Origin of the sequence: Rhizobium sp. BT-226, from assembly GCF_025847085.2 — a bacterium.
Classification (GTDB): domain Bacteria; phylum Pseudomonadota; class Alphaproteobacteria; order Rhizobiales; family Rhizobiaceae; genus Rhizobium; species Rhizobium sophorae.
In genome coordinates this window covers 334,272-360,706 of the sequence record NZ_JAOYTI010000001.1, presented here as the reverse complement: position 1 = coordinate 360,706, position 26,435 = coordinate 334,272, and the positions used below count along the sequence as shown (strand labels likewise).

Below are 26,435 nucleotides of genomic sequence, written 5' to 3'. Positions count from 1 at the left end.
AAGTGTTTCCGCGAAGGCAAGGCCATCCCGGTCTTCCTGCCGTCGTGTAGGTGACAGCATTGCAGATTATCCGAATTAAGCAATCGCGCTGATGCGCCCTATAGGAGCTCTCCAAATGAAATCCCTTCTTATGTCCGCCCTAATGCTGACGACCGCCATGCTTGGTGCCGCACCTGCATGGGCCCAGCCGGCTCTCCCGGATCAAACAATTAAGAATATCGTTCTTGTCCACGGCGCCTTCGTCGACGAAACCAGTTGGGACGGCGTCGCTGCAATCCTGACCGCCAAGGGCTACAAGGTGACTGCGGTGAAGAACCCGTTGACCTCGCTTGCTGACGACGTCGCTGCCACCAATGCGGTGCTGGATGCGCAAAATGGCCCGGTTGTCCTGGTGGGCCATTCCTGGGGTGGCGTGGTGATCGGCGAGGCGGGCGACAACGCCAAGGTGGCATCACTCGTCTATGTCTCGGCCTTTGCCCCCGAGAAAGGTGAAACCATCACAGCATTGGCAGCCAACGGTCCGGCAACCCTCGGAGCGGCGGCCATTCGGCCCGACGCAAAGGGTTACTTGAGCATCGATCCTGCAGTATTCCCCAGTGCAGTGGCGGGCGACCTGCCCAAGAAGATCGGTGAACATCTGGCAGCGCACCAGATGCCGATCAACCACACTGCCTTCGATGCGCCTGCTGAGGTCGCGGCATGGCACGACAAGCCAAGCTGGTACGTCCTGAGCTCCAAGGACCTCGTCCTTGATCCCCACGCACAGGCTTTCTTTGCCGAACGGATGAAGGCCAAGGTGACGACGGTCGAGGGTAGCCACGCCTCGCTGGCCTCGCACGCCAAGGAAGTGGCTGCGGTCATAGAAGCGGCCGCAGGAGCAAAGTAGCCCTCGTCAATGGATGCTATCGCCCGCCTAGCGGTGGTCGGTAGCATCGATGTGCAACGATTCCAGTCGCAGGGTCGCACTCGCAGCGCTGACTGGCCGTCTTAACGCGTCTCCGGCCGCGGCGAATAGCTCGAGCAAAGCCCCGGCCACTGCCCACATGCCATGGCCTCGGACTGCGCCGCACTGGTAACCGCCGGATTAGCACTCAGCCAACACGCCCCCTCACCACCCATGAGGTGGTGTCCTGATCGGGGTGCTGGTTGTTGCTCTCCTTGATCGCCGTGGCCCAGTCGGCGCCGTTGCTTTCGGTCGCACCGGTATTTTCTATGCCCGTGATCGTATCGAACCATCCCACCATGTTCTCGGTGCAGGTATTGGCAAGCGGCGAGAAGGCATGCGGATCGTCGAGCGAACCGATCATCAGGTTGGTGCGACCGTTTTCGAGGTGGTGGAAGAACAATGGGGTGCCGCAATTGGCGCAGAAGCCGCGCTCGACAAGCTCCGAGCTCTTCCAGACGCTCGGCTTGCCGCGTGTCCAGCTGAGCGCATCATCGGGCGCGGCGACGAGCGCGGCAAAGATGTTGCCCGAGGCCTTCTGGCACATGCGGCAATGGCAGAGATGCGAATTGTCATGCATAGCGGTCGCGTGGTAGCGCACGGCACCGCACTGGCAGCCGCCGCTCACCTCCATCTCGATGCGTTTCATTTTTTCTCCTCCTTCAAGAGGCGGGTTTGGGCTTAATCTCTTTTGGGTTCGCCACTTTCCCGCAGCCCGAAGCTGTCATGCTGCCTTAATGGTACGTTACGACGGGATTGAACACCCTTTGCAGGAAGGGCCTGAGAACTCCCTGCATGTGGTTCCTGGGAATTTGATGTCCACACTCAAAGACGTGAAGCGTCGCCAGGACTCCGGCATTGGACAGAGCTTTTGAGAAGAGTTCGGCTTGGGCAACAGGAGCACGGTCGTCATGCTTTCCATGCAGCAACAGCGTCTCAGACCGAACTTCGGGCGCATAATGCAATGCAGAGCGAGCCAGAAAGGCCTCTCTCGATAGACCCGCCTCTTTCTCGATAGCCCACCGCAAACCGTCTGAACTCTCGTGATAAGCGACTTCAAGATCGTAGACGCCGCTGGATAGAATGACTGCTCGCAGATCAGAAATCTGGGTGGCGACCATGGCCGATGCAACGGCACCACGACTGTTTCCATAGAGAACAATTCGGTCAGGATCGACGGAAGGCTGGCCCCGCAAGAAAGCGAGAGCAGCTATGATCGCTTGCTGGGTTTTGGGACCGCAGAAATCTGGAGGGCCATCTGACGCCCCGAAACCGGGCTGCGAGACTGCCGCAGCAGTGATATTCAGACCAGAACAAAACCGAAGCAACGCGCCGCTGTCGACCGCCTCTATCCCTCCAAGCAGACGGCCACCCTGATTGCCGTGGACGAATAGGATTGCTCCTGCGGGCGTTTCGCTTGCGGCTTGAGCTTGAAAAAGCTCGACCGTGGCTCCGTCACCCCGGTCAATGAGATATCGAGTTACTACCGGCATAACCACCATCAGTTTTTCGCGTGCCGGACAGACAATAGTGCAACTTGTGGCATTGGCAACGTCCGGTGGCGGGGGATATCGTTGAGAAACCGCTCATCCGTCTGTTTCGGTCTTTTGAGCAAGTAGGTGCTGGCTATCCGCCCTTGGCTGGTTTCGGCGATCTCCTAGACCGAGGATTCGCATGCCCCAGCGGTTCTTGTGCCTACAACGCCACACCAGTACCGCGGTCGAAGACGTGGACCTGATCGCTGGTGATGCTTGCCTCGAACACGGCGCCGTAACGGGCGGGGTATTCGCCGTCGACGATGGCGGTTACCTGCTGTCCGGCGAGATCGAAGACGACATGGGTCTGGGCGCCGGTCGGTTCCACCAGCATCGTCCGGCCGGCGAGCGGCGTGCCGGCGGCAACACCGGGAATGAGATGTTCAGGGCGCAGGCCGATGGTGACGGCCTGGCCGGCCTTGACCTTGCGGTCGGGCGCTATTCGGATCGCCGTGCCGTCGCTGAGACGAGCAGCAGGCCCACCATTTTCACCGTCGACCGTGCCTTCGAGCATGTTCATTGTCGGCGACCCGATGAAGGCGGCAACGAAGAGATTGGCGGGCTTCCTGTAAAGTTCGAGCGGCGTGCCCTGCTGTTCCACCCTGCCCTGATTGAGAACGACGATGCGGTCGGCCAGCGTCATCGCTTCGATCTGGTCATGGGTGACATAGATCGAGGTCGTCCTGACCTTCTGGTGCAGCGTCTTGATTTCCGAGCGCATCTGCACGCGCAGCTTGGCATCGAGGTTGGACAGTGGCTCGTCGAACAGGAAGACGGCGGGATTGCGCACCACGGCGCGGCCCATGGCGACGCGCTGGCGCTGGCCGCCGGAAAGCTGGGCCGGCTTGCGGTCGAGGAGGTTGGCGAGATCCAGCATACGGGCGGCTTCGGCAACGCGGGCCTCGATCTGGGGTTTGGCAACGCCGGCAAGCTTCAGATTGAAGCCCATGTTCTCAGCAACGGTCATGTGGGGATAGAGCGCATAGGATTGAAACACCATGGCGATGTTGCGTTCGCGCGGCGTCATGGCATTGACGACTTTGCCGCCGATGGCGATCTCGCCGTCGGTGATCTCCTCGAGGCCGGCGATCATTCGCAGCAGCGTCGATTTTCCGCAACCGGACGGGCCGACGAGGGCGACGAATTCCCCATCCTCGATATGAAGCGAAATGCCATGGATGACGTCGACGGCGCCATAGGTCTTGCTGATATCGGTGAGTTCAACGGATGCCATGATGGTACTCCAACGGTTCGGCTCAGGACTTCACGGCACCGGCGGTCAGACCGGCGATGATGTGTCTCTGGGCGACGAAAAAGACGATGATGGTGGGAAGGATTGTCAGCGTGATGAAGGCCAGCACCAGCTGCCACTCCGTACCGTACTCGCCGCGATAGACCATGATGCCGAGCGGCCAGGGATATTTCGATTCCGAGTTCAGCATGATCAGCGGCAGGATGTAGCTGTTCCAGCTGCCGACGAAGGAGATGATGCTGACAGTGGCGACGATCGGGCGGGAAAGCGGCAGCGAGATATGCCAGAAGAAGCGGAGATAGCCGCAGCCATCGACAAAGGCCGCCTGAAACAATTCTTCCGGAAGATTGCGGAAGTAGTTTCGAAACAGCAGGATGCTCATGCCAAGGCCGAAGGCCACCTGCGGCAGCACCACGCCCCAATAGGTATCGAGCAGGCCGAGATCGCGGATGCGGATAAACAGCGGCAGGATCGCGGTCGCCGCCGGAAACATCAAGCCGAGCAGGAAATAATTGAGCAGGAAAGACGATCCGAAGAAGCGGACATGGGCGAAGGCGAAAGCCGCCATCGACGATACGATCAGCGTCAGGAGGACGGTGAGCGACGCGATCACCAGCGAATTGCCGATCTGCAGCCAGTAGCGTTCACCGAAAAGAATGTCGGTGTAGTTCGTCCATTGCCACTCTGTCGGCAGGCCGAAGGGATTGGTGCGCAGGTCGCCCAGCGTCTTGAAGCCGCCGAGCGCCGTCGTCAGCAGCGGCACAAGCACGATTGCGGCAATCAGGCTCAGCGACACGTAGAGATAGACGCGCGTGGACGTGCTCATGCGGATGGAAGAGCTCATATCAGTCATGGCGCATGAATATCCTTTTGTAACCGAAGGCCAGCGTCACGCAGATGATGAAGAGCACGACGCCGACGGCGCTGCCGAGGCCGACCTGCATGCGCATGACGCCGTAGGTGTAGAGGAAGGTGACCATCGTCTGGGTGGAGTTGGACGGCCCGCCGCCCGTCAGCGGCATGATCATGTCGAAGAGCTGCAGCGAGCCGACGACGGCAAAGAAGATGGAAAGACGCAAGGTCGAGCCGAGCAGCGGCAGCGTGACGTAGCGGAACTTCTGCCAGCCGGTGGCGCCGTCGATTTCGGCAGCCTCCAGCACGCTCTTGTCGACGGATTGCAGGCCGGCGATGAACAGCATCATGTGGAAGCCGAAATATTTCCAGACGATCACCCCAAGCACGGCATAGATCGCCACGTCCTTGTCGGCGAGCACGTAAGGGTTGGCGAATCCGAAGAAATTGGAAACAGCGGCAAACAGGCCATAGTCGCCATCATAGACGAAGCGCCAGATAAGACCCGCGGCAACGTCCGCCAGCACATAGGGCAGGAAGAAGATCAGGCGGTAGCCGACGACACCCGGAATGCGGTGCGCCAACATGGTCGCCAGCCAGATGGCGAGCGGCACCTGGATGCAGATCGAGATCACGATGATCAGGCCGTTATTGACCAGCGCCTGGGTGAAGGCCGCATTTCGAAACAGAACCTGGAAATTGCGCAGCGCGATGAACTCGGTCGGCGTGCCGTAGCCGTTCCACTTGTAGAGGCTGTACCAGGCCGCCTCGCCCATCGGCATGATGACGAAGAGCGTGAAAAGCAGCAGCGCCGGCGGCAGGAAGATCAGCAGCACTGCCAGCCGGTCATGGGCGACCGAGCTCTTGCTGTTTGCGGCTCTTTTTGCCGGCCTTGCGGCCGTAGTTATCGATGGGACTGAAATATTGGCCATGGGTCCTGCTTTCGCATCTCGTCGGCAGCAATGCTGGCGCTCCAGCTCTTCACTGGAGCGCCAGGATGGGTCTGCAGGTGCTGGTTATTGTTCCAGCTCGAAAGCGTCCTGGATCATCTGGGCGCCGTCCTTGGAATTCATCTGACCGGAGACGATTTCCACCGACACATCGTTGACGACACGGCCAACCGCCGCACCAAGATCCTGGTCGAAATAATTCTGATGCCAGGTCGAGCCGGCCAGCTGTTTTGCCGATTCGGCAAGCAGCGGGTTGGTGACGCCGTCGCCGGCGCCGACGGCAACGGGCAGAAGCATGCCGGCCTTGGCCATCGCCCGCTCGTTCTCCGCATTCGTCAGGAAGGCGAGGAAATCGATCGCTTCCTTGGATGCCTTCTTGGTGACCGCCCAGCCGTTCAGACCGCCAAGCGTATCGGTCGGCTTGCCGGCGCCGCCATCGACCGCCGGGAAGGCGAAACGGCCGATATTTTCGGGTGCGAGACCCTTGCCGTCACCGGCATTCTTGCGCTGGTTGGCCTCGGTATTTTCAAAGCCGAGGATAATCGCAGCCTTGCCGTCACCGAAAACGCCGAGCGCCTGCGGCCAGGTCGAGCCGAGATAGCCGGGCTGGAACGGCTCGAGCTTTCCGAGTTCGGCGAGATCGTCGCCGGCCTTGATGATCGCGGGATCGAGGAAACCTTCGCCCTGGCCGGTCTTTGCCGCTTCGAAGACCTTCTGGCCGCCTTCGCGCATGACGAGATAGCTCCAGTAGAAGTGGATCGGCCATTTCTCGCCGCCGCCGCCGGCGATAGGAACGATGCCGGCGTCCTTGATCTTCTTCACCGTGGCGAGAAAATCAGCCCAGTTCTTGATGTCCTCGGCCTTCACGCCGGCCTTGGCAAAGAGTTCCTTGTTGTAGAAAAAGCTGACCAGACCGACCTTATAGGGAATAGCCCAGGTCTTGCCCTCGAAGGTCAGGCCGCTGACCGAAGCCGGGCTATAGGCGTTGCGCAGTTTGCCGCCATCGGCATCCAGCGCCGGTGTCACATCCTGAAGGGCGCCGGTCTCGGACTGCTGCTTCAAGACGCCGCCGCCCCAGCTGAAAAAGAAATCCGGCACGTCGTCGGATTGCAGCAATGTCGGAAGCTTGGCCTTGAAGGCCTCGTTTTCGAGAAACTGCATCTGGATATCAACGTCGGGATGCTGGGCTTCGTATTTCTTGACGATGTCTTCCCAGGCCGCGACATATTTCGGGTCGAGCTCGAGATGCAGCCATTTGACCACCGTCGCCGCCGAAGCGGCACCTGCTCCGGCCAGCAACATGCCGGCAGCCGCGGCCATGGATGCGATACGCCTGCCGCTAAGAGCGGTGCTCTTGAACCTAAAAGTCATGATTTTTCCTCCCAGGGGTCCTGTCCTCACAATTTTTCCCCTATGCGGATTAATTCAACGGAGCTTTGGCATATTGTCAACCCAATGCCTCTATTTTTATCAAATGCGCTTGACAGGGCCGCTGAATTCCCTGCTATTTATTTCGTAACCCGTTAAAAATATTTGGGTTCCGCCCCAACGAAACGCTCGCCTGGCTAGTTCCAATGAAGACCGCAGATCCCGAATTAATGCGCGCGATCAATCGCTTGAACGTGCTCGATACCATCAGGCGCCATGGTCCGATCTCGCGGATAGAGATCAGCGAGCGTACCGAACTCTCCACCACGACCGTTTCGGCCATCACCGCCTCATTGCTCGACGACGGCCTCATCTTGCCGCGTCACGAAGGCGATATCCGCAATGAGGCCGTGCGCGGACGGCCGCGCGTGATGCTGGAGCTCAATCCCGATGCCGCCCGCGTGGTCGGCGCAAAGATCGCCGCCAACAGGATGGTCTTCGTCGTCACCAATTTCCGCGGCGACGTGCTGTCGAAGCTCGCCTTGCCGATCCGCATCGACCGGCAGCCGATCGGCGTCATCGCCGATCTGGTCGAGGATGGCGTCAGGCGCTGCGTCGTCGATGCCGGGCTTTCGCTGGAGGATGTCGACAGCGTCTGCCTCGGCTTTCCCGGCGTCATCGAGCATCGCACCGGATATATCCGCAGCAGCCCGATCTTTCGCGACACCAATGTCGATTTCGCCGCCGAAATGTCGACGCGGCTGGCAACGCCGACCATTGTCGAAAGCGACGCCCACGCCATCACGCTTGGCCATCACTGGTTTGGAAAGGCCCGCGATCTCGAAGATATGGTGCTGATTTCGCTGGAGCAAACGCTGGGTCTCGGCGTCCTGCACGGCAACAGCCTGTTTCGCGGCGCCGGCGGCCTGAGCCACAATCTCGGCGACCTGGTGCTCGGCATGGGACCGAACGGCGTCGTCCGGCTTTTCAGCCAGGCCGGCGAAAGCGCCATCCTCGGCGAACAGCAGGCCGACGGGCGTTTTGCCGAAGCGATCCGTCTCGGCCGCGGCATGAACCATGCCCAGGCGCTGATCAAGGCCGATGACGACCGGCTGATCAGTGCTGCGATCCGCGCCGGCGAAGCGGTGGGTTTGACCATTGCCAACATCGTCACGCTGTTTGCGCCGCCGCGGGTCATTCTGGTCGGATCGAGCCTGGCGCTCGGCGAACCCTTTCTCAACAGCCTGCGCGATGCCTATGCGCTCGCCATTCCGCCATCGCTGCGTGGGGTGAGCGAACTCGTCTTCGACGATTCGACCGACGATTTCTGGGCGCAGGGTGCGGCGGCGGTGGCGCTCTACGAACTCTACGAATCGCCCTGGAGCACGACAGGGCCGGCGCTCTGACGGGCGTCCCAATCAAGACTCAATGGAGGAATTCATGGACAAGGTCGGTATCGGCATCATCGGATGCGGCAATATTTCGGGCGCCTATCTCACGGCGATGGCATCCTTTCCCATTCTCGACATCCGCGGCGTCGCCGATCTCAACCGGGAGCTGGCGGAAGCAAAGGCTGCGGAATTCAACGTTCCCGTCAAGACGGTTGAGGAGCTTTTCGCCGACCCCAAGGTCGAGATCATCGTCAATCTGACGATCCCGAAGGCCCATGTTGCCGTGGCGCTGCAGGCGCTCGATGCCGGCAAGCACACCTATTCGGAAAAGCCGCTCGGGATTAATTTCGCGGAAGGGAAAAAATTGGCGGAAGCCGCCAAGGCGAAGAATTTGCGCATCGGCGCCGCCCCCGACACCTTCCTCGGCGGCGGCCACCAGACGGCGCGTGCCTTGATCGACCAGGGCGTCATCGGCCAGCCGGTCGGCGGCTCGGCGACCTTCATGTGCCCGGGCCATGAGCGCTGGCATCCGAACCCGGCCTTCTATTACGAAGTCGGCGGCGGGCCGATGCTCGATATGGGTCCCTATTACATCACCGATCTCGTCAATCTTCTCGGACCGGTTTCTCAAGTTGCGGGCTTTGCGACGACGCCGCGATCAGAACGGCTGATCACCAGCGAACCGCGCAATGGCGAGCGCATTCCCGTGCATGTGCCGACCCATGTCACCGGCATGATGGCCTTTGCCAACGGCGCCGTCGTCCAGATCGCCATGAGCTTCGATGTCGCCGGCCACAAGCATGTGCCGTTGGAAGTCTACGGAACCGAGGGCACGCTGATCGTTCCCGATCCGAACAAGTTCGGCGGCCCTGTGGAATATCTGAAGAAGGGCGGTCCGTTCGAGGACCAGCCGGTGGCGGCAGCCTATGCCGACGGCAATTATCGCTCGCTCGGCGTCGCCGACATGGCGCATGCGATCCGCTCCAACCGGCCGCACCGCGCCAACGGCGATCTGGCGCTGCATGTGCTCGAAGTCATGGAAGCGTTCCACACCGCTGCCGCGACCGGCCGGACGGTCGCGATCACCACGGCAACGGAGCGCCCTGCCCCGCTGTCCGATTCCATCGTCGACGGACGGCTGGCGAAATAAGTTTCAGGAGGAAAGACTATGCGTGAAGCACTGATCGTTTGGGGCGGCTGGAGCGGGCATGAGCCGCAGGAGTGCGCCGAAATCATCAAGACCATGCTCGAGGAGGACGGTTTCAAGGTCTATCTCGAACACGGCACCGAGGCGCTTGCCGACCCTTCCGTCCATGATCTGAGCCTCGTCGTGCCGATCATGACGATGTCGAAGATCGAGAAGGAAGAGGTCAAGAACCTCGCCACCGCAATCGAAAGCGGCGTCGGTATCGCCGGCTATCATGGCGGCGCGGGCGATGCCTTCCGCGATTCCGTCGATTACCAGTTCATCATCGGCGGCCAGTGGGTGGCCCACCCCGGCAACATCATCGACTATACCGTCAACATCACCCGCCCTGACGATCCGCTCATGGAAGGGATCGCCGATTTTCCCTACACGTCAGAGCAATATTACATGCATGTCGACCCCTCGAACGAGGTTTTGGCGACGACCAAGTTCACCGGCGAACACGCCTACTGGATCGACGGCGTCGTCATGCCTGTCGTCTGGAAGCGAAAATACGGCAAGGGCCGCGTCTTCTATTCCTCGCTCGGCCATCAGGCTAAGGAATTCGACGTTCCCCAGATGAAGACCATCTTCCGCCGCGGCGCCAACTGGGCTGCGCGGTAAGGTGAGGCCGTCCGGTTCGTGCGGATGGCTGCCTCTCATCTAACCTTATCGGGGTCGAGCCACTCGTCTCGACCCTCCAGACCCTGTAAACGCGGCGAAGGACGTGCCTTGCGAGATGTGGCGAGGGACGGAGAGGTCGCGGCATAATCTCTTCTCCCCTCGGGGAGAAGGTGCCGGCAGGCGGATGAGGGGGCCACACGGAACACCTCGCACATAATCCACCTATCCCGCCACACCGACGGCAACGCCAAGATCCAGCGCCCTGACCTCGGTCGAGACGACACGACCGGCTTCGCCGGCCCCCTCATCCGCCCTACGGGCACCTTCTCCCCGCTGGGGAGAAGAGGGAATCGAGACGTTGCGGCATGTCCCCTCGCCCTGGGGCGGACGAAACGCCCCCGGGCTCAGCGGATGATCAATGCCGTCCCGTAGAGCCCCAGCGCGAAAACCGTATGAGCCAGCAGATTGAAGCACCGGACCTTGTTCGGGGTCGGATGTTTGGAGGCGGCCCAGCCGATGCCGAGGCCCGGCTGCAGCAGGAACCACCCCGCCCCGACGGTGACGATGCCGAAGATCCAGGCGGGAAGAAATGTCGGGGCCGCCAGCCAGACCGAGCCCATGATGATGGCGAAGATCACCCCATAGAGGATGCCGACGGCGTAGTGGCTGATCCAGCCGAGCGCCAGTTCATGGGCATAGGGCTCGGCGTCGGCAATGCTCTCGTGAAAGACCTTGCCGCGGCCAAGGTGCCAGAACCAGCGTCCCACAGGCGCCCAGTTGGGGGCCGCCTGGCCGAACTGGGTGAGCAAGATCGCCCAGAGGTCCATGAGAATGGTTGCGCCGGCGCCGATCACCAGGCCGCGCCACAGAATATCGAACATTGAGAATCACCGGAAAACGTTGCGATTGCAGGACGCTACAAGATCATCGCAGACGCGCCGGCGCAATGGCTCCGGTGGATTCAAAAGGCACATTCCGGAGTGTAACAGAGGCTAATCTGCCTGCGGTCTGTCCTCGCCCTGCGTCTCACCCGCGCCATTGCCGATATCGCCACTAATATCCTCGGCAAACTTCCGCATGAGGCGCACGAGTTCATTGAAGTCGTGTTCATCCCAGCTCTCGAAAATGGCCCGGCCCATCCGCTCGCGGGCGACATCGATGCGATCGGTCATTGCCTTGCCCTTCGGGCTGATGACCGCCTCGCGCACGCGGCGGTCGGCGGCATTGCCGCGGCGCTCCACCAGATCGAGGCTCTCGAGCTTGGCGACCTGACGGCTGACGGTGGTGTAGTCGCGGCCGGCACGGTCGGCGAGTTCGACCACGCCGATGGGACCGAGCCGTTCTATCGTGACGAGCAGCGGAAACAGGGCGCGATCGAGCGAAATGCCCGCCTCGCGGACCATCTGCTCGTCGCGCTGCGGGCGGTTCATGACGCTGACGATCTCGATCAAAGCCCCATGCAGTTCGCGCAGTTTTCCGCTTATATGTGTATTTTGCACATTCTTTGTTGACGCCATGCCGATTCTCCTATTATGTGCATAATACACATATGGAGAGATCAATGACAGAGAATTCCACAGTCGACGTGCTGATATCAGGCGCCGGTGCGGCCGGCCTGACGCTGGCAATCGAGCTGGCGCGGCGGGGCGTATCCTTCCGCCTGATCGAAAAATTGAACGACCCGTTCCGCGGTTCCCGCGGCAAGGGTATTCAGCCGCGGAGCCAGGAGGTCTTCGAGGATCTCGGCATTCTCGACCGGATCGTCGCGCTCGGCGGCGTCTATCCCCGGCAGCGGGAATATCGTGACGACGGTAGCGTCAGCGAATCCGACGCCGTGGTGGGTGGGGAGCCGACGCCGGCCGAGCCCTATCATCTTCCGCTGATGGTGCCGCAGTTCCTGACCGAGGGCGTGATGCGCGAGCGCCTGCTCGAGCTTGGGCATCGCCCAGAATTCGGATGCGGACTCATCGGCTTCGAACAGGATGAGACGGGCGTGACTGCGCGGCTTAAGGGCACATCCGGTGAAGAGGCCATCCGCGTGCGCTGGCTCGTCGGCGCTGATGGCGGCCGCAGCTTCGTGCGCCACGCACTGGATATCGGCTTTCCCGGCAAGACGCTCGGCGTGCGCGCCATGGTCGCCGATGTCATTCTCAAGGGATTGGACCGAGACGTATGGCATCGCTTCGGCGATGGCGACATGCAGCGGCAGATCGCCATTTGCCCGCTCGCGGGAACGGATCTGTTCCAGATCCAGGCACCCATCCCGCTCGAAGGCGAGGCCGACCTCTCCGCGGCAGGCTTGACTGCCCTGGTGAAGGAACGCACCGGCCGCGACGACATCGAGATCCAATCGGTCTCCTGGGCGTCAGCCTTCCATATGAACGCCCGGCTTGCCGATCGCTATCGGCTCGGCCGCGTGTTCCTGGTCGGCGATGCCGCCCATACGCATCCGCCGACCGGCGGACAGGGTCTGAATACCAGCGTTCAGGACGCCTATAATCTCGGATGGAAACTGGCTGCGGTCACTGCCGGTGCTCCCGACGCGCTGCTCGACAGCTATGAGGAAGAGCGCCGCCCGGTCGCTGCCGCCGTGCTCGGCCTGGCGACCCATCTTCTCGACGCCATGAAGCGAGGCGATATGCGGCGTGGCCGCGATGTGCATCAACTCGATATCGGCTATCCCTCCTCCTCCTTCGCGCTGGAAAAGCCGGAGCGGAGCGCCGCCGGCCTGCTTGCGGGCGACCGTGCGCCCGATGCGCCGCTCAAAGGTGTCGCTGGCCAGCCGACGCGCCTGTTCGAACTGTTCAGGGGGCCGCACTGGACGCTGCTGGGCTACGAGGCCGAGCAAGCCGCCGTGCCGCCGCGCCCGGGCCTGCATATTCACAGGATCGGCGAGCGCGGAGATATCATCGATGAAGGCGGGCATTTCCATGATGCCTACGGTCTGACATCGGGCGACTGGGTGCTCGTGCGTCCGGACGGCTATGTCGGCGCTATCATTGCGTCCGCTCACGCCTGGGCTCTGGAAGCCTATCTCGCAAATGTCGGCCTTGCTGCATAAGCGGCAACTGAAAGCGTCACCGCCTCGGCGCGTCTGAAAACAGGCGCGCTGCTGGAGCCGGTTTCAGAAAAACCACCGCGATTGCGTGGCACGCCGGAAACGTGCGTCGACGCGGGTTTCTCAGGGCGACCGCCCGTCGCAGCGCCCTACCGTCAATGAGAGAGATGTGATGAGCGATGAACTGCGTCCGATCGATGCTGCCGCAAGCGCCGCGTCGCAGAAACTTGACTGGCGGCTGATGCTGCCGGTTTTCATCATCGTCAGCCTCGATGCCGCCAGCAGCGGCGCCATCCTGCCGATCCTGCCATTCTACCTCCGAAATCTCGGCGCGTCGCCGCTCGTTCTCGGGCTTGTCCTCGGTGCGGAAGCGCTCAGCCAGTTCGTTGCCGCTCCCTGGCTGGGTCAACTTTCCGACCGTTACGGCCGCAAGAGGGTTTTGCTCGCCAGCCAGGCCGGAGCGCTGATCAGCCTCTTGCTGCTGGCGCTTGCCAACAGCGTCGTCTTCGTGTTGCTGGCGCGGATCCTGCTCGGCCTGACCGCAGCCAACTTCTCGGCCGCGGCAGCCTATGCCGCCGACAACAGCAGCCTCACCACCCGGCGCCAGGCCATCGGTATTTTGAGTGCAGGCCTCGGCCTTGGCGGAATGATCGGACCGAGCCTCTCCGGATACCTTGCCGACATTTCCCTGACGGCGCCGATCTGGGTCGCGCTTTCCCTGTCGGCAACCAGCATGCTGGTGACCGGGCTTTGGCTGAAAGGCGCCGATGTGGGCGGCCGGTTCGGCAACGACAGCAAAGCGAACGAGACGGTCGGCGAGAAGGTTTCCTTCCGAAGCCTGCTTGCCTCGCCGGTCACCCGCGTCCTCGTCGCGGTTCTTCTCTGCCACTATTTCTCATACGGGATGTTCAGTTCGCAGCTCGCCGTTTTTCTGGCGGATACCTTCACCTGGAACGAGCATGCGTTTGGTCCGAAGGAGTTGGGTTACCTGCTCACCGCCGACGGTGCGATCAACGTCCTGGTCCAGCTTTTCCTGCTGAGATGGCTCGGCGGCACCTTCTCTGAGCGAGGCCTGATCGTCCTGGTCTTCACCATTCTCTCGATTGGCTATGTCACGGCTGGCCTTGCTACCGACATCGCCGCCCTCGCCTTCGCCGTCCTTTGCATCAGCACGGGCGTGGCATTGGCGCGGCCGACATTCGTTGCGGCGCTCTCTGTGCACGTGCCGCAGCAACGCCAGGGCATCGTCATGGGAGCAACGCAGTCGCTTGTCGCCGTCACCGACATCGTCACGCCGGTCCTTGCCGGCGTCATTCTCGGGCAGAGCTTGTATGGCGCATGGATCGGCGCCGTGGTGGCGATCGCACTGGCCGGGGCCGTCATCGCCCGCATTAGGCTCCCCGCGATCGATCCGGAGACGAATGCTGCCGGCGGCTGACGCCTCTTGCCAGGCCTGGATCGCCTCTGTTTCAGAGGGCGTCACGCTCATATCGCGGCGCCCATCCGCGGGCCATCCCGCGGCTCATCACGCTTTCCGCCAACGCCAATTGCTGGCGGAGATGTTTGCAGTCATCGAGCAGCGAGCGTATCGCCGCCTTGGCATTGTCGTCATGCCAGGCAAGCACGGCTTCGACTTCCCAAGCTTGATCGGGCCAAGCTTGATCGGGCCAAGCTTGATCGGGCCAGGCTTGCTCGAGCCCAGCTTGCTCGATCCCGGCTCGTTCGGGGCGTGCCCGATGGGGTTCCAAGGCTTTTGCCGGCTGCATCAGTTCAGCGCCAACGGCAATTGAACGGGGCGCGGCAAGGGCGGCAGCGGCCGGCTGAGTTCGACCTTTCTCTGCCAGGCGGCACGCCGCTGTTGATCCCGCTCGCGGGCTGCGCGGGACGCTTCGACAAGCGCGAGGGCGTTGGCGATCACCTGTTCCGTATGCGTCATGATCATCTCCAATGTTCCTGTTTTGTTCTAAGTTAGAACTTCGGCAGGAAAAGTCAAGCGTCGGACGATATGGCTTTGAGGATGGGTGGAAGCGCGGAGAGTATTCAGTCCGCCGCTTCTATGACGGCAATGCCGGCCTCCTGTGCCGCCCGGATGAAGGCCGCCCGCACGTGTTCCGGTGGGAGATCGCCGATAATCGCATCCAGGCACGACTTGACGGCCTCGAAATACTCTTCGCCGTCGTCTACCGGCCAGTCGCGCAGGAGCGTGCGCGCGGCGTCCCACACAGAGTTAATAACGGCATAATGGCCGAGCCCCATTGAGGCCAAGCCAACCGGTCGAAAATGTGCCGTCTGTCTCACTTTGCTACAGCTTTTCCCAATTTCGGTGGAGCTATGGAATACGATGCAATTTGCGTGCCGTTGGCAAGCCGCCTACCGGCCGAAGCGTGGCTTTTGATCCTAGAACAGATGATTTTGGACCGGTCGGCCTAAAATCTGAATCCTGTTCTACATTATATAGTTAGACCATGATGTCGTCCGAAAGCCGCTCACACTTTTCGGTATCATGCCCTCGTCAATCATGGCCGTCACAGACGTGTTACTCCAATCCCGGGTCCGGCAGCCGCCGCGCTTGAGAACACGGAACGCTTGAAGATCCCGACAGCTCCCGACCAGTCATTAAGCGACTGATTATGGTAAATATCGGGCTTTCATCCCACGCGCCGCTGATTAAAACTCAGTCTTTCCTTCTATACTCTATAATGATTACAGCAACACATATGCTTTGCTGGAAGCAAAAACCCTCTCTAATCATTCATTGATTGTCCCGGAGGTGGACGGAGTTTCGTCCGGGTCGTACAATGCCTCTCCTGCACGCGGCGGATCTGGGAGGAGCGCGCGATGCCTATTTTCATGGATCGGCACTTTCTTGAAGGAACGACAGCCGCCGACGTTGCCCGGGCACATCGCATGGATCTCGATGTTCAGGACAAATACGGCGTCAAGTTCCTGACCTACTGGTTCGATCAGCGGCGCGGGACCGCCTTTTGTCTCGTGGATGCGCCGGATGCGGAAACCGCGCAATGCGTGCATCGCGAGGCGCATGGCTTCGTCGCCGGCGAAATCGTCGAGGTCGCCTTGTCGGCGGTCGAGGCTTTTCTTGGCCGAATTCATGACCCTGAGCCGGCCCCTGGCCAGTCGTCCAGCGACGTCGATCCCGGCCACCGGGCAATCCTCTTTACCGACATCGTCGGATCGACAGCGATGACATCGCGCCTCGGCGACCGCATTGCGACCGAAATGGTCAGAGCCCATGACGCTATCGTGCGCCGATGCCTTAGCCAGAATTCGGGCCGCGAAGTGAAGCACACCGGCGACGGCATCATGGCGGCCTTCGCCGCGACAACGGCGGCCGTCGAATGCGCCATGGCGATCCAGCGGGAATTCGAGCGTTACAACGGCGGAAACACCGAGCCGATCCATATCCGCATCGGACTGGACTGCGGCGAGCCGGTTGAAGACAGCAACGACCTCTTCGGCTCGACCGTGCAACTTGCCGCGCGGCTCTGCGCGGCAGCCTCTAGCGACCAGATCCTGGTATCAGAGAATATTTTTCGGGAATATGGCGCTGCCGATCTCTTCGCTCACGCAACACGCCGACGGTTCAAGGGGTTCTCGAAGCCCGTGCTGGTCTTCCGATGCGATTGGGCCAATGCCGGCGTAAACTAGGATCTGTTGGATCCAACACCCGACCAAATAGCCGGCTGCCTCTTGAAGGGCTTGCCGCGACGCTTTGTGGCGAAGAAATAGGCGATCATCCGATCAGAAGATATCGAAACCAGAACGCGCCGCAACTAATGTCACGGCGCGCCCTCCCTGCCATGCAGACTGCCCCCAACAGGCCTATACTCTGACTAAGCATTACCCATTTGATGGTTCATCAGTCCGTCGAATTTGGGGCCACCCTCGACCTTGGCAAGCACGCCAGACATCTTCAGGAACCGCCGGAAATTCTCGCGTGCAGCGCTCAGCGGGAAACGCCCGTTAGCCGTGTCTCTGCATGCCTTTAACAGCGTGTCATATGCCAAACCCCGTTTGTCCTCCGGCCACTCGTCGAGAAAATCGAAGATTTCATCGAGGGAGCTGATCTCATCGATGAAATGTTTGCGGTGAAGCAGAATCGGATCAAACCGAGTTGACGACATAGTATCCTCCCATTTATATTACTTTTTTATGGTGTAATTTTACTGAAAAACCGTGGTCTGTTCAAGTCACAATCGAGTCCGCTTGACTATTAACTTCGTGAAACTACTTCCATAGCGACAGAATAACCCGACCAGATTAGCCTTACGCGAATTTGATCATCGGTTGAGGCACGGCGCATCACGATTATAAATTGATTGATCAATCATACGAATGTTTCGGCTCAGGTGAGCGTGATCTGGCGGCCAGATGTTTTCGTATATTCTCGTCCTGACATGGTAGATTACAACCATGACAAGCTTGCGAAGAGACGTTCAGATGAGCCGATTTTTTCCATTGGTAGCGGGAGTGCTGATCGGTGTGTCCGCGTTCACGTCTTCCTGCACATCGCCTGCAAGGCAGGATCACCAGGATTTTCAATATCAGCGGGATACATCAGTAAACCCGGCATGCGCGGGTGGATTCAGACCCGGCAATGCTCGCTCGTGCAGCTATTGAAAGACATAGAGCCGAAAATTGGTTTTGCGCCGAAGGTGGCACGCCACAGCAATTGGACCGGTTGGGAACTCCAAGCCCTGCCTCACCGTTAAGTGATCGGGTCACAATGGCCCGACCCTTAAACAGGAGAACGGTTTCCCATGAACAATTTGATCTGGCTTGTCGGCGCTGTCGTTATCGTGCTTGCGATTTTGAGTTTCTTCGGCTTCCGCTGATTGCAGACGCGCTCATGGCATGCGGCGGCTCAACCGCGTCTTCTTCTCCCGGCGATCGTATGGACGAGGGAAGCCCGAGCACGCGCCTGGTTGAAAACACTTCACGAAGCGCGATTGATCCGCCAATGCCTCCTGACAGGTTTTAAGACGGCCGAGCCGGCTGTTTCACCGAAGGAATTTTCGGTCGTCGGTTGTGACGGTGTTTATGGCATCGGCGATCTGCCCCGCCACTTGCCACCGGAGATACGCGTTCCATATCGGAGAGCTTGAGCATTGGAGGAAAGGGAGACCGATAGTCCTGCGATGTCTTGCTCCTTTCAGCGCACTCGTTCTTGCGGGTTGCAGCGGTCAGCAGTCCGCGCTTAGCCCCGCCGGCGAGGAATCGGAGGCGGTCTATCGGCTGTTTGTCGTCATGCTTGTTGGCGGCATGTCGATTTGGGTCAGCGTAACCTTCCTGCTCATTCACGCTGCGCGCCATCGACGGGAAGCCTGGGCGGCGGAGAAGGCTGGCGCGCTCATTGCCTGGGGTGGAGTTGCATTTCCGACTGTCGTCCTTCTGCTTTTGCTGGGCTACGCAGTCTGGCTGATGCCGGCCATACGGCCTTGGAACCCGCCTGCAGCAAAGGACGGGGCGATCGAAGTGACGGGGGAGCAGTTCTGGTGGCGTATTCGCTATCCGGCCGTCGGCGACCAGCCCGGTTTCGAGACCGCCAACGAAATTCGCCTGCCCATCGGCCGAACCGCGACCTTTTCTCTCAAAGCAGCCGACGTCATTCATTCTTTCTGGATTCCGGCGCTTGGCGGCAAGATGGACATGATTCCGGGCCGGACCAATTTCCTCACGCTGACGCCAACGCGCACCGGCACCTATCGTGCCCCTTGCGCCGAATTTTGCGGTGCTTCGCACGCCTATATGGCTTTCTCGGTTGTCGTCATGGAGGAGGACGACTACAGCGCTTGGCGCAGCAGGCTGATCGATGGCGACGCAAGCGTTGCGGCTGAAGGCCGACAACTCCTGCAGCGCCATGGCTGTGTGGCCTGCCATTCACTCCGTGGACTGCAGATCGCCGGCCAGACCGCCCCGGATCTCTCCTTGATCGGCGCCCGCCTCTCCATCGGTGCAGGTGCGCTTGCCAACACCCCAGAAAACATCGCCCGCTTCATTCGCTCACCGTCGTCGGTGAAACCGGGCGCGAAGATGCCCGCTTTCGACATGCTTCCTGAAGATGATATCGAGGAAATTGCCCGCTATCTCGGGGGGCTCGAATGACGGAACCCCTTGCTTCGGTCCCAGCCGAAACATCCGCCGCGCAGGAAGCGGAACTTCGGCGCGTCTGGGCCAATCCGAAAGGCTGGCGTTACTGGACCTCCGTCAACAACACTCAGATCGGCCTGTGGTATGGATCGGCCGCCTTCATCTTCATGCTGTTTGCCGGCATGCTTGCGCTGCTCGTGCGTCTGCAATTGGCGGTCCCCGACAACGACTTTCTCTCCGCCGACCTCTTCAACCAGGCCTTCACGCTGCACGGCACGGTCATGATGTTCCTGTTTGCCGTTCCGATCTTCGAAGCGGTCGCGATCTTCCTCTTGCCCTCCATGCTCGGCGCGCGGGAGCTGCCCTTTCCGCGGCTTTCCGCATTCGGCTTCTGGAGTTTTGCGCTCGGCGGCGTGTTTGTCTGCGGGTCGATATTTTTCGGGGCGGCGCCCAATGCTGGCTGGTTCATGTATCCGCCGCTTGCCACCGACAAGCAATATTCTGGCATCGGCGCGGATATCTGGTTGCTCGGCCTTTCCTTCATCGAGGTCGCATCCATCGCCGCAGCCGTCGAGCTCATCGTCGGCATCATGAAATGCCGGGCGCCGGGCATGCGGATCAACATGATGCCGCTCTTTGCCTGGTATCTGCTGATCGTGGCGGGGATGATCCTCTTCGCCTTCCCGCCGCTGATTGCCGGTGACATCCTGTTCGAGATGGAGCGGATGTTCGACTGGCCTTTTTTCGATGCCGCACGCGGCGGCGATCCGCTGCTCTGGCAGCATCTGTTCTGGATTTTCGGCCACCCCGAGGTCTACATCATCTTCCTGCCCGCCATCGCGCTCATGGCGATGATCGTTCCGACCTTCGCGCAGCGTCCGATCATCGGCTATTCCTGGATCGTGCTGGCCGCGGTCGGCACGGGGTTCCTGAGCTTCGGGCTCTGGGTCCACCACATGTTCACCACGGGCCTGCCGCAGATTTCACTGGCCTTCTTTTCGGCGGCATCCGAGGCCGTAGCAATCCCGACCGGGGTGCAGATCTTTGTCTTCATCGCCACCATGCTGGCCGGGCGGGTGATCTTTTCCCTTCCCATGCTCTTTGGCGCGGGGGGACTGGCAATCTTCATCATTGGCGGGCTGACTGGCGTCATGGTGGCGCTCGCCCCCTTCGACTGGCAGGCACATGACACCTATTTCGTCGTCGCCCATCTCCATTACGTGATGATCGGCGGCATGCTGTTTCCGGTGGTTGCCGGAATCTATTATTATTATCCGCTGATCAACGCGCGAAAACTCTCGGCTCGATGGGGCAAGATCGCCTTCTGGCTGATGTTCGTCGGTTTCAACACTGCCTTCTTCCCCATGCATCTGACCGGTCTGCGCGGCATGCCGCGGCGGGTCTTCACCTACCCGGCCGATGTCGGCTGGAACCTCCTGAACCTCGTCTCCACCATCGGCGCTTTCGTCTTTGCCGCCGGTGTGGCCATCATCGTCGTCGATATCCTGCGTCCGAAACATCGCGAACCGACAGGCGAAATGAACCCCTGGAATGCCGGAACGCTGGAGTGGATCAGCGAGCCGGAAGAAAATTGGGGCGTGCGGTCCATTCCGATCATCAAAAGCCGGTATCCCCTCTGGGACCAGCCGGAGCTGATCGACGGCATCAAGGCGGGTCGGTTCTATCTGCCGGACGCGCCCGATGGTCGGCGCGAAACGCTCGTGACGTCGGTTCTGGACGCCGAACCACAGCAATGCCTGCGGGTCGGCGGCACGTCGCTTCTGACCATCATCTCCGCTTTGGCACTTGGCGGCGCGTTCATCGCGCTGACCTTCCATTGGTGGATCTTGACGGCGCTATGCACCACCGCGACGCTTGCCGCCATCCTGATCTGGCTCTGGACCGGAACCGGCGAGATACCAAGGCAAAACCTCAGGGATATCGGGCTTGGCAAGCAGGTTCCTCTTTACGCCTCCGGCCCGGCTTCGGTCGGCTGGTGGGCGGTATTCATCACCATGGCCGGAGACGGCACCGCCTATGCCAGCTTGATGTTCGGCTATTTTTTCTACTGGACTATCCATCCCGATTTTACGGCAGGATTGCCGGGTCCGGGCAGGCTCTGGCCGCTGATGGCGGCAGCGCTCTTTGCGCTTGCCTGGCTTGCCATGCTGTTTGCGCAATACATCAATACCATGGGCCGAGTGGCATCTGTCCGCCTTTGTCTCCTCACCGCCACGTTCCTCACACTTGCCGCCTGCGCCGCCGGTCTGGCGGGTCCATATCTCTACGACATGCAGCCGACGGCGCATGTCTATCCGGCGATCGTCTGGGTCATCATACTCTGGACGGTCATTCATGGCCTCGTTGCCGTGATCATGCAGCTCTATTGTCTGGCGGGTAGTTTTGCGGGTCGCCTGACGGCGGAATATGACGCCGACCTGCGCAACGTCGTGCTCTACTGGCACTTCCTCATCATCACTGCCCTCACCTCCTTCGGAGTGCTGGGCTTGTTTCCGGAGTTGAGGTGACGAGATGCGCCTGATTCCCAAAGAAGCGGAAACGCTCTGGACCCTGTTTACCGGCCCGGTCGTCTGGGCTCTGCATTTTCTTGTCTGCTATGTCGCAGCAGCCGTCTATTGCGCGAAAGCATCGGAGATCGCTTTCTCTTTCGGCATGCTCCGCTTTACCCTGTCGATTGTGACGGTTTTCGCGCTGCTTGCCATTCTCGGCGCCGCCTGGCTCGCCTGGCGGCAATGGGGCTTCGGCAGCGGCGATCCGCCCCATGACGAACCGACGAGGGAAGACCGGTTGCTGTTCCAGGGCTTTGCAACGCTGCTGCTGTCGGGCCTGAGTTTCGTTGCGGTCATCTTCGTATCGGTCCCGCTGCTTTTTATCGAGGCCTGCGCAAGATGAAGAACCTTGCTCTTGTCGCCGGCATCCTTGCCCTTTGTGTTGCGCTGGCGCTTCTTGCGACAAACTGGAACGGCGAATCGCTGACGGCGCATATGATCGTCCACATGACGACCGTCGCCATTGCAGCTCCGCTGCTGGCGATCGCAGTCAGCGGCAGGCGGCTCGATCCCGCCGTCCATCTGCCTTGGTTCGGGCCGGTACTCGCCTCGGTCGCCGAGCTCCTCGTCGTCTGGCTCTGGCATATGCCGGCGCTCCGTCGGCTGGCGGAAACGCGGCTTGATGCGATGCTTCTCGAACAGGCAAGCTTCCTTCTCGCCGGAATTCTGTTGTGGACCGCGTGTTTCCGGCGCCATGAGGAAGGCACCCAGCGGCTGGCGGGCATCATCGGACTGCTCTTCACCTCGATCCACATGACGCTGCTCGGCGTGCTGCTGACACTTGCGCCCCGCCCGCTTTATGGGATCGGAGACGTCACCTGTCTCGGCTTCGTCCTTGGCCGTGACACCGATCAGCAACTCGGAGGTGTCGTCATGCTCCTGGTCGGCGCAGCCGCCTATATGCTCGGCGCCATCATCCTGCTTGCCGACGTCCTCAAGCCTACGTCTTCAGAGGGCAGCCAATGCGGATAATTTTGAGACGGATATCTGCCGGCGCCGCAGCACTTGCTGCAGCGGGCCTGTTCGTCGCCTGGGCCGGCATCATCGACATCCGGGCAAGCACCGGGCATTGGCGCGTCACGGACTGGTTCCTGCATTGGGTGATGCGGTCATCCGTGCGCACGGCAGCCCTCGGCGGCCATGCGCCACGGTTTACGGCGGCCATGCTGCCGCTGGCCGCAGGTCACTACGAAACCGGATGTGCGGGCTGTCATGGTTCGCCGGCAATGCCGCGACCCGCCATGGTCGAAAACATGCTTCCTCCTCCGCCCGACCTGCAGCATGTCACCGCGACATGGAACGATGCCCAGCTCTTCGAGATCGTCAAGCATGGCGTGCGCTATACCGGCATGCCCGCCTGGCCGACGCTGGAGCGGGACGACGAGGTCTGGGCCATGGTCGCCTTCCTGCGGGAATATCCAAGCCTCGACCAAGCCGCCTATCAGCGGCTCGCCGGCTTTTCCGCTACGGGATCCCCGGAGTTCACGACGATCGTGAAAAGCTGCGAAGGCTGCCATTCGTCGCCAGGCCTTAATGAAACCAGTCTCATCCCGCGTCTCACCGACCAGTCGGAGACTTACCTCCGCGACAGTCTTGAGGCTTATGCGGCCGGCAAACGTCCAAGCGGTGTCATGAAGGTTGCGCTCTCGCGGACATCGAGCGAAGACCGAAAAAAGCTGGCAGACCATTTCGCCAACCAGAGCGCAGCCACTGAAACGGGCCGGGCTTCGGAAAAAAGCGCTCGCGGCAAGGCCCTTGCGGAACGCGGTGACCGGACGCGTGGCATCGCAGCCTGCGCCGCCTGCCACGATGCTGCCGGCGTCAACGAGGCCTATCCACGCCTCGCCGGCCAACCGGTACCCTATCTTGAGAACCAGCTCGGTCTTTTCCGCAGCGGAAATCGTGGCGGCGGCGCCTATGCGGGTGTGATGACCAGGGCTGCTACTGGTCTCAGCGACGACGATATTCAGGCGCTCGCGGCCTACTACAGTGCGTTGTCAAGGATGGAAGCTTTCCTGCGCGACGATGTTCGCCGGATTGCAAAAAGTAGATGATCACCCCCCGACCCTTCCTTTACACTTCCAAGGCAGATGGCAAGGGAATTCGATGGCTCGTCTTATTGGCGCAGATGAAGCGGCTCAATCGGGAAAGCGGACTGCAAAAGCCGATCGGCCGGAGGGCCTGGCGCGGGATGTGACTGCCATCAAGGTCGGCGACTGTCTCATCGGTTACAAGGCCGTCCAGCGCCGCATGCGGGCCAGCCGTTGGAACCATTTCCGCGGCCGGATGCGCGAGATCGAAAAACTGATCAAGCATCGCCATGGAGAGATCGTGCCCGAGGCCGATGACGCATTGATTTACATCGAGGTGATCGCCGGTCTCGCCCTTGTCGAATTCAAGGAAGAGTTTGTCGAGGTGGTCCTTGGCTGGGCGGCGCGATGGCTTCCCTGGGCCGGGAAAGCCGACATAGAGGAGGTGATCTACGAGCGGACAAAAGTGCGCTTTTCTGACTTGTCGGCCGACGCGCTCGGCCACGCTCTGCATTTAAGCTACGCGGAACGGAGCGCCCTCGATATCCGCACCATCGGTGCGTTCGATGTGCCGAAACGGAAGAGAGCAAAATTTCAAAAGGAAAAGCGGCGGCAGCGGGACCGAAGCCGAAAAGAGGAGCAACGGCGTGCCGCCGGCGCGCTTTCCAGAGCCGACTATCTCGCCAATTCTTTCAGTCAAGTGCGCCCCTGGGAGGCTTTCGGCATCAGCCGCCGGACGTGGGAACGCCGCGGCAAACCGATGCCGGATCTCGCGACGATATCGGATTGCGATCCGATCTCGCTCGCCGCTTAATCAGCGCTTTTCGGCCTTGAGCCGAGTTGTCCGAACCAGCTATTCACAGCCGCTTGCAGACCATCCTGCGTCCCGTTGCCCACCCACGCCACATATCCATCGGGCCGGATCAACACTGCCGTCGGCGCCGAGACCAAGCCCAGCGCAGGCAGCTCCCATGCGCCGTCATATCCGGCGTCGACCGATCTGATGCGGTCCGACCACGGCGCAATGTCGAAGCTGCCGGGCACGTCGAGGTTCACGAACACGGGCCGCGCATCCTGGAGCAACGCAAAGAGGCGCACAGGACCATCCGCCGTGGTGAGGTCGAGGTCGGGCATGCGTCGGCCGAGCAGCGGATGCCCCTCGCCGAACTCGTAATGGATCGCCAATCCGGACATTTCGGCTGCGATCCGTTTGCGTGGCTCCTCCATGCCAAGCAGCTCCGTCACCACCTCACGCAGGGCTTCGGTGCGATCGTCGGTGCGCTGCAATGCGACCTGCGCCATCGTCATGCGCAACACGCGGGCAGCAACCGGATGCCGCTCGGCGTGATAGGTGTCGAGCAAGGCTTCAGGCGATGTCCCTTTCACCACCTGGGCCAATTTCCAACCGAGATTGACGGCATCCTGCACGCCCGTGTTGAGGCCTTGCCCACCGACCGGAGAATGCACATGGGCGGCATCGCCGGCCAGGAGTATCCGGCCCTTGCGGTAGGCCGTCGCCTGCCTGGACATGTCGGTGAACCTGGAAATCCAGTTGACGCGATGGAGTCCGTAATCCGTTCCGAAGGCGGCAATCAGCGCTTCCCTGAGATCGCCGAGCGTCGGTTCGGTCGTCGCGCCCGCATTCTTCTCCGGCACCATCACGCCGATCGGACCTTCCTTGGCAAAGACGATCTTGCCGTCGTGGATTTCATACTCCTCCCTGCCGAAGGCGTAGATGCCAAGAGCCGTGCGATGGATGCCCAATGGCGGCTCCTCTTCCATCTCCACCTCGGCGAGAATGTTGCCGGTCGTCGGATCCCATCCTTCAAACGCAATGCCGGCAGCCTTGCGAACCAGACTGCGGCCGCCATCGCAGCCGACGAGATAGCCTGCCCTGAGCGAGGCGTCATCGGAGAGTTCGATGGTGACGCCGGTCTCGTCCTGCGCGAAACCCGTTACCTCAAGACTGCGATAGATCGGCACCGCCAGCTCGCCGACCCAGCCGGCCAGAATGCGCTCGATATGCTTTTGCCGCAGCGCCAGCCCGTAATTGTGCCGGGTCGGAAAATCGCTGATATCCAGACGCGTGACCGCGAATCCCGTGACCTGGGCTATCTGCCCTTCGGCGAGGAACCGGTCGACGATGCCGCGCTGATCGAGAACCTCGAGCGTGCGCGCACTCAGACCGCCGGCACGCGTACCGGCAAGCCCCTGGTCGGGTCGGCGCTCGACAATGGCGACGTCGACGCCCGCCAAGGCCAGCTCGCCCGCCAGCATCAGGCCTGTCGGCCCTGCCCCGGCAACCACGACTGCATGTTCTCTCATCCGCAAACTCCCTTATTTCAATGGTTCCAACGCAATATCTCAAGGTTTCAAAGACCTGGCCGCACGGCCTCCTCCCATCCAATCGGCCCATCCAATCGGCCCTGCACAGATGTCGTTTTTCTCTGTCGCAGGTTGTTCTCCCTATAAATATAAGCTCCATACTGGTTGGAAGGATTTCGGGTTTGCTCTCCAAAGCCCGATTTGCTGCCACTTGGGGGTCTCTTGCTGTGGAGCCCAAGCTTC

At 60.9% G+C, this 26,435-nt stretch carries 26 protein-coding genes; 13 read left to right on the top strand and 13 right to left on the bottom strand.

What is annotated here, in order from left to right:
* Positions 1 to 115: 115 nt before the first annotated feature.
* A complete protein-coding gene (locus OIU37_RS02010) occupies positions 116 to 886 on the top strand; it encodes an alpha/beta fold hydrolase (protein WP_264255238.1) in 771 nt (256 codons plus the stop codon).
* Positions 887 to 1,091: 205 nt separating this feature from the next.
* Here the strand turns inward: OIU37_RS02010 and OIU37_RS02005 are convergent, their stop codons facing one another.
* From OIU37_RS02005 to OIU37_RS01980, 6 genes are all read right to left on the bottom strand, one after another.
* Positions 1,092 to 1,592 (bottom strand): GFA family protein, encoded by a 501-nt coding sequence (locus OIU37_RS02005; RefSeq protein WP_180695186.1) that lies wholly within the window; start codon positions 1,590 to 1,592, stop codon positions 1,092 to 1,094.
* A gap of 85 nt (positions 1,593 to 1,677) precedes the next feature.
* Positions 1,678 to 2,445, bottom strand: coding sequence for a S9 family peptidase (locus OIU37_RS02000; protein WP_264255236.1), 768 nt, complete (start codon positions 2,443 to 2,445; stop codon positions 1,678 to 1,680).
* A gap of 193 nt (positions 2,446 to 2,638) precedes the next feature.
* On the bottom strand, positions 2,639 to 3,712 hold the full coding sequence (locus tag OIU37_RS01995) for an ABC transporter ATP-binding protein (RefSeq protein ID WP_264255234.1): 1,074 nt from the start codon (positions 3,710 to 3,712) through the stop codon (positions 2,639 to 2,641).
* Positions 3,713 to 3,734: 22 nt separating this feature from the next.
* Positions 3,735 to 4,583, bottom strand: coding sequence for a carbohydrate ABC transporter permease (locus tag OIU37_RS01990; protein WP_131644008.1), 849 nt, complete (start codon positions 4,581 to 4,583; stop codon positions 3,735 to 3,737).
* The gene (locus OIU37_RS01985; RefSeq protein WP_003559249.1) at positions 4,576 to 5,514 is read right to left on the bottom strand and encodes a carbohydrate ABC transporter permease; all 939 of its coding nucleotides are present in this window, start codon (positions 5,512 to 5,514) and stop codon (positions 4,576 to 4,578) included. Before OIU37_RS01985 ends, OIU37_RS01990 begins: the two co-directional genes overlap by 8 nt.
* An 84-nt stretch (positions 5,515 to 5,598) precedes the next feature.
* Positions 5,599 to 6,903, bottom strand: a complete 1,305-nt coding sequence (locus tag OIU37_RS01980; RefSeq protein WP_171602394.1) for an ABC transporter substrate-binding protein — start codon at positions 6,901 to 6,903, stop codon at positions 5,599 to 5,601.
* Positions 6,904 to 7,106: 203 nt separating this feature from the next.
* Here OIU37_RS01980 and OIU37_RS01975 point away from each other — a divergent pair, with 203 nt between their 5' ends.
* The 3 genes from OIU37_RS01975 to OIU37_RS01965 are packed head-to-tail and all read left to right on the top strand — an operon-like array spanning position 7,107 to position 10,101.
* Complete coding sequence (locus OIU37_RS01975) at positions 7,107 to 8,306, top strand: ROK family transcriptional regulator (RefSeq protein ID WP_003539497.1); 1,200 nt, start codon at positions 7,107 to 7,109, stop codon at positions 8,304 to 8,306.
* Positions 8,307 to 8,340: 34 nt separating this feature from the next.
* Positions 8,341 to 9,441, top strand: coding sequence for a Gfo/Idh/MocA family protein (locus OIU37_RS01970; RefSeq protein ID WP_180695192.1), 1,101 nt, complete (start codon positions 8,341 to 8,343; stop codon positions 9,439 to 9,441).
* A gap of 18 nt (positions 9,442 to 9,459) precedes the next feature.
* Positions 9,460 to 10,101 carry a ThuA domain-containing protein gene (locus OIU37_RS01965; RefSeq protein WP_003539493.1) on the top strand — a complete coding sequence of 214 codons (642 nt, stop codon included), beginning with the start codon at positions 9,460 to 9,462 and terminating at the stop codon, positions 10,099 to 10,101.
* Positions 10,102 to 10,505: 404 nt separating this feature from the next.
* On the opposite strand, the gene OIU37_RS01960 is transcribed toward OIU37_RS01965, so the two are convergent.
* Positions 10,506 to 10,982, bottom strand: a complete 477-nt coding sequence (locus OIU37_RS01960; protein ID WP_180695193.1) for a DUF2938 domain-containing protein — start codon at positions 10,980 to 10,982, stop codon at positions 10,506 to 10,508.
* Between the two features lie 111 nt (positions 10,983 to 11,093).
* Positions 11,094 to 11,618 carry a MarR family winged helix-turn-helix transcriptional regulator gene (locus OIU37_RS01955; protein ID WP_180695194.1) on the bottom strand — a complete coding sequence of 175 codons (525 nt, stop codon included), beginning with the start codon at positions 11,616 to 11,618 and terminating at the stop codon, positions 11,094 to 11,096.
* 44 nt (positions 11,619 to 11,662) lie between these two features.
* Here OIU37_RS01955 and OIU37_RS01950 point away from each other — a divergent pair, with 44 nt between their 5' ends.
* Together OIU37_RS01950 and OIU37_RS01945 are read left to right on the top strand one after the other, a co-directional pair.
* Positions 11,663 to 13,162, top strand: coding sequence for an FAD-dependent oxidoreductase (locus OIU37_RS01950; RefSeq protein WP_264255208.1), 1,500 nt, complete (start codon positions 11,663 to 11,665; stop codon positions 13,160 to 13,162).
* Between the two features lie 169 nt (positions 13,163 to 13,331).
* The gene (locus OIU37_RS01945; protein WP_264255206.1) at positions 13,332 to 14,597 is read left to right on the top strand and encodes an MFS transporter; all 1,266 of its coding nucleotides are present in this window, start codon (positions 13,332 to 13,334) and stop codon (positions 14,595 to 14,597) included.
* A gap of 31 nt (positions 14,598 to 14,628) precedes the next feature.
* On the opposite strand, the gene OIU37_RS01940 is transcribed toward OIU37_RS01945, so the two are convergent.
* The 3 genes from OIU37_RS01940 to OIU37_RS01930 all read right to left on the bottom strand — a co-directional run bounded on the left by OIU37_RS01940 (position 14,629) and on the right by OIU37_RS01930 (position 15,457).
* Positions 14,629 to 14,925: a hypothetical protein gene (locus OIU37_RS01940; protein ID WP_180695197.1), complete on the bottom strand. Its 297-nt coding sequence runs from the start codon at positions 14,923 to 14,925 to the stop codon at positions 14,629 to 14,631.
* The gene (locus OIU37_RS01935; RefSeq protein ID WP_162039352.1) at positions 14,925 to 15,095 is read right to left on the bottom strand and encodes a hypothetical protein; all 171 of its coding nucleotides are present in this window, start codon (positions 15,093 to 15,095) and stop codon (positions 14,925 to 14,927) included. The genes OIU37_RS01940 and OIU37_RS01935 overlap by 1 nt, the downstream gene beginning before the upstream one ends.
* A 104-nt stretch (positions 15,096 to 15,199) precedes the next feature.
* Entirely contained in the window at positions 15,200 to 15,457 is a 258-nt protein-coding gene (locus OIU37_RS01930; protein WP_011651896.1) for a DUF982 domain-containing protein, read from the bottom strand.
* Positions 15,458 to 15,997: 540 nt separating this feature from the next.
* On the opposite strand from OIU37_RS01930, the gene OIU37_RS01925 reads away from it, so the two are divergent.
* The gene (locus OIU37_RS01925) at positions 15,998 to 16,825 is read left to right on the top strand and encodes a nickel-binding protein (RefSeq protein WP_171602386.1); all 828 of its coding nucleotides are present in this window, start codon (positions 15,998 to 16,000) and stop codon (positions 16,823 to 16,825) included.
* Between the two features lie 185 nt (positions 16,826 to 17,010).
* On the opposite strand, the gene OIU37_RS01920 is transcribed toward OIU37_RS01925, so the two are convergent.
* Positions 17,011 to 17,301, bottom strand: coding sequence for a DUF982 domain-containing protein (locus tag OIU37_RS01920; protein WP_171602385.1), 291 nt, complete (start codon positions 17,299 to 17,301; stop codon positions 17,011 to 17,013).
* A gap of 916 nt (positions 17,302 to 18,217) precedes the next feature.
* Here OIU37_RS01920 and coxB point away from each other — a divergent pair.
* Genes coxB through OIU37_RS01890 form a run of 6 tightly spaced genes read left to right on the top strand, consistent with a single transcriptional unit; the run spans position 18,218 to position 24,681 of the window.
* On the top strand, positions 18,218 to 19,282 hold the full coding sequence (coxB, locus tag OIU37_RS01915) for a cytochrome c oxidase subunit II (RefSeq protein WP_246812989.1): 1,065 nt from the start codon (positions 18,218 to 18,220) through the stop codon (positions 19,280 to 19,282).
* Positions 19,279 to 21,795: a cytochrome c oxidase subunit I gene (gene ctaD, locus OIU37_RS01910; protein ID WP_264255168.1), complete on the top strand. Its 2,517-nt coding sequence runs from the start codon at positions 19,279 to 19,281 to the stop codon at positions 21,793 to 21,795. Before coxB ends, ctaD begins: the two co-directional genes overlap by 4 nt.
* 4 nt (positions 21,796 to 21,799) lie before the next feature.
* Positions 21,800 to 22,180, top strand: a complete 381-nt coding sequence (locus tag OIU37_RS01905; protein ID WP_171602383.1) for a hypothetical protein — start codon at positions 21,800 to 21,802, stop codon at positions 22,178 to 22,180.
* Positions 22,177 to 22,809 (top strand): cytochrome c oxidase assembly protein, encoded by a 633-nt coding sequence (locus tag OIU37_RS01900; RefSeq protein WP_182209578.1) that lies wholly within the window; start codon positions 22,177 to 22,179, stop codon positions 22,807 to 22,809. The genes OIU37_RS01905 and OIU37_RS01900 overlap by 4 nt, the downstream gene beginning before the upstream one ends.
* Complete coding sequence (locus OIU37_RS01895; protein WP_264255165.1) at positions 22,800 to 23,891, top strand: c-type cytochrome; 1,092 nt, start codon at positions 22,800 to 22,802, stop codon at positions 23,889 to 23,891. Before OIU37_RS01900 ends, OIU37_RS01895 begins: the two co-directional genes overlap by 10 nt.
* Positions 23,892 to 23,943: 52 nt before the next feature.
* Positions 23,944 to 24,681 (top strand): hypothetical protein, encoded by a 738-nt coding sequence (locus OIU37_RS01890; RefSeq protein WP_264257440.1) that lies wholly within the window; start codon positions 23,944 to 23,946, stop codon positions 24,679 to 24,681.
* On the opposite strand, the gene OIU37_RS01885 is transcribed toward OIU37_RS01890, so the two are convergent.
* A complete protein-coding gene (locus OIU37_RS01885) occupies positions 24,678 to 26,192 on the bottom strand; it encodes an FAD-dependent monooxygenase (protein ID WP_182209581.1) in 1,515 nt (504 codons plus the stop codon). The two genes, OIU37_RS01890 and OIU37_RS01885, sit on opposite strands and share 4 nt — an antisense overlap.
* Positions 26,193 to 26,435: the final 243 nt, after the last annotated feature.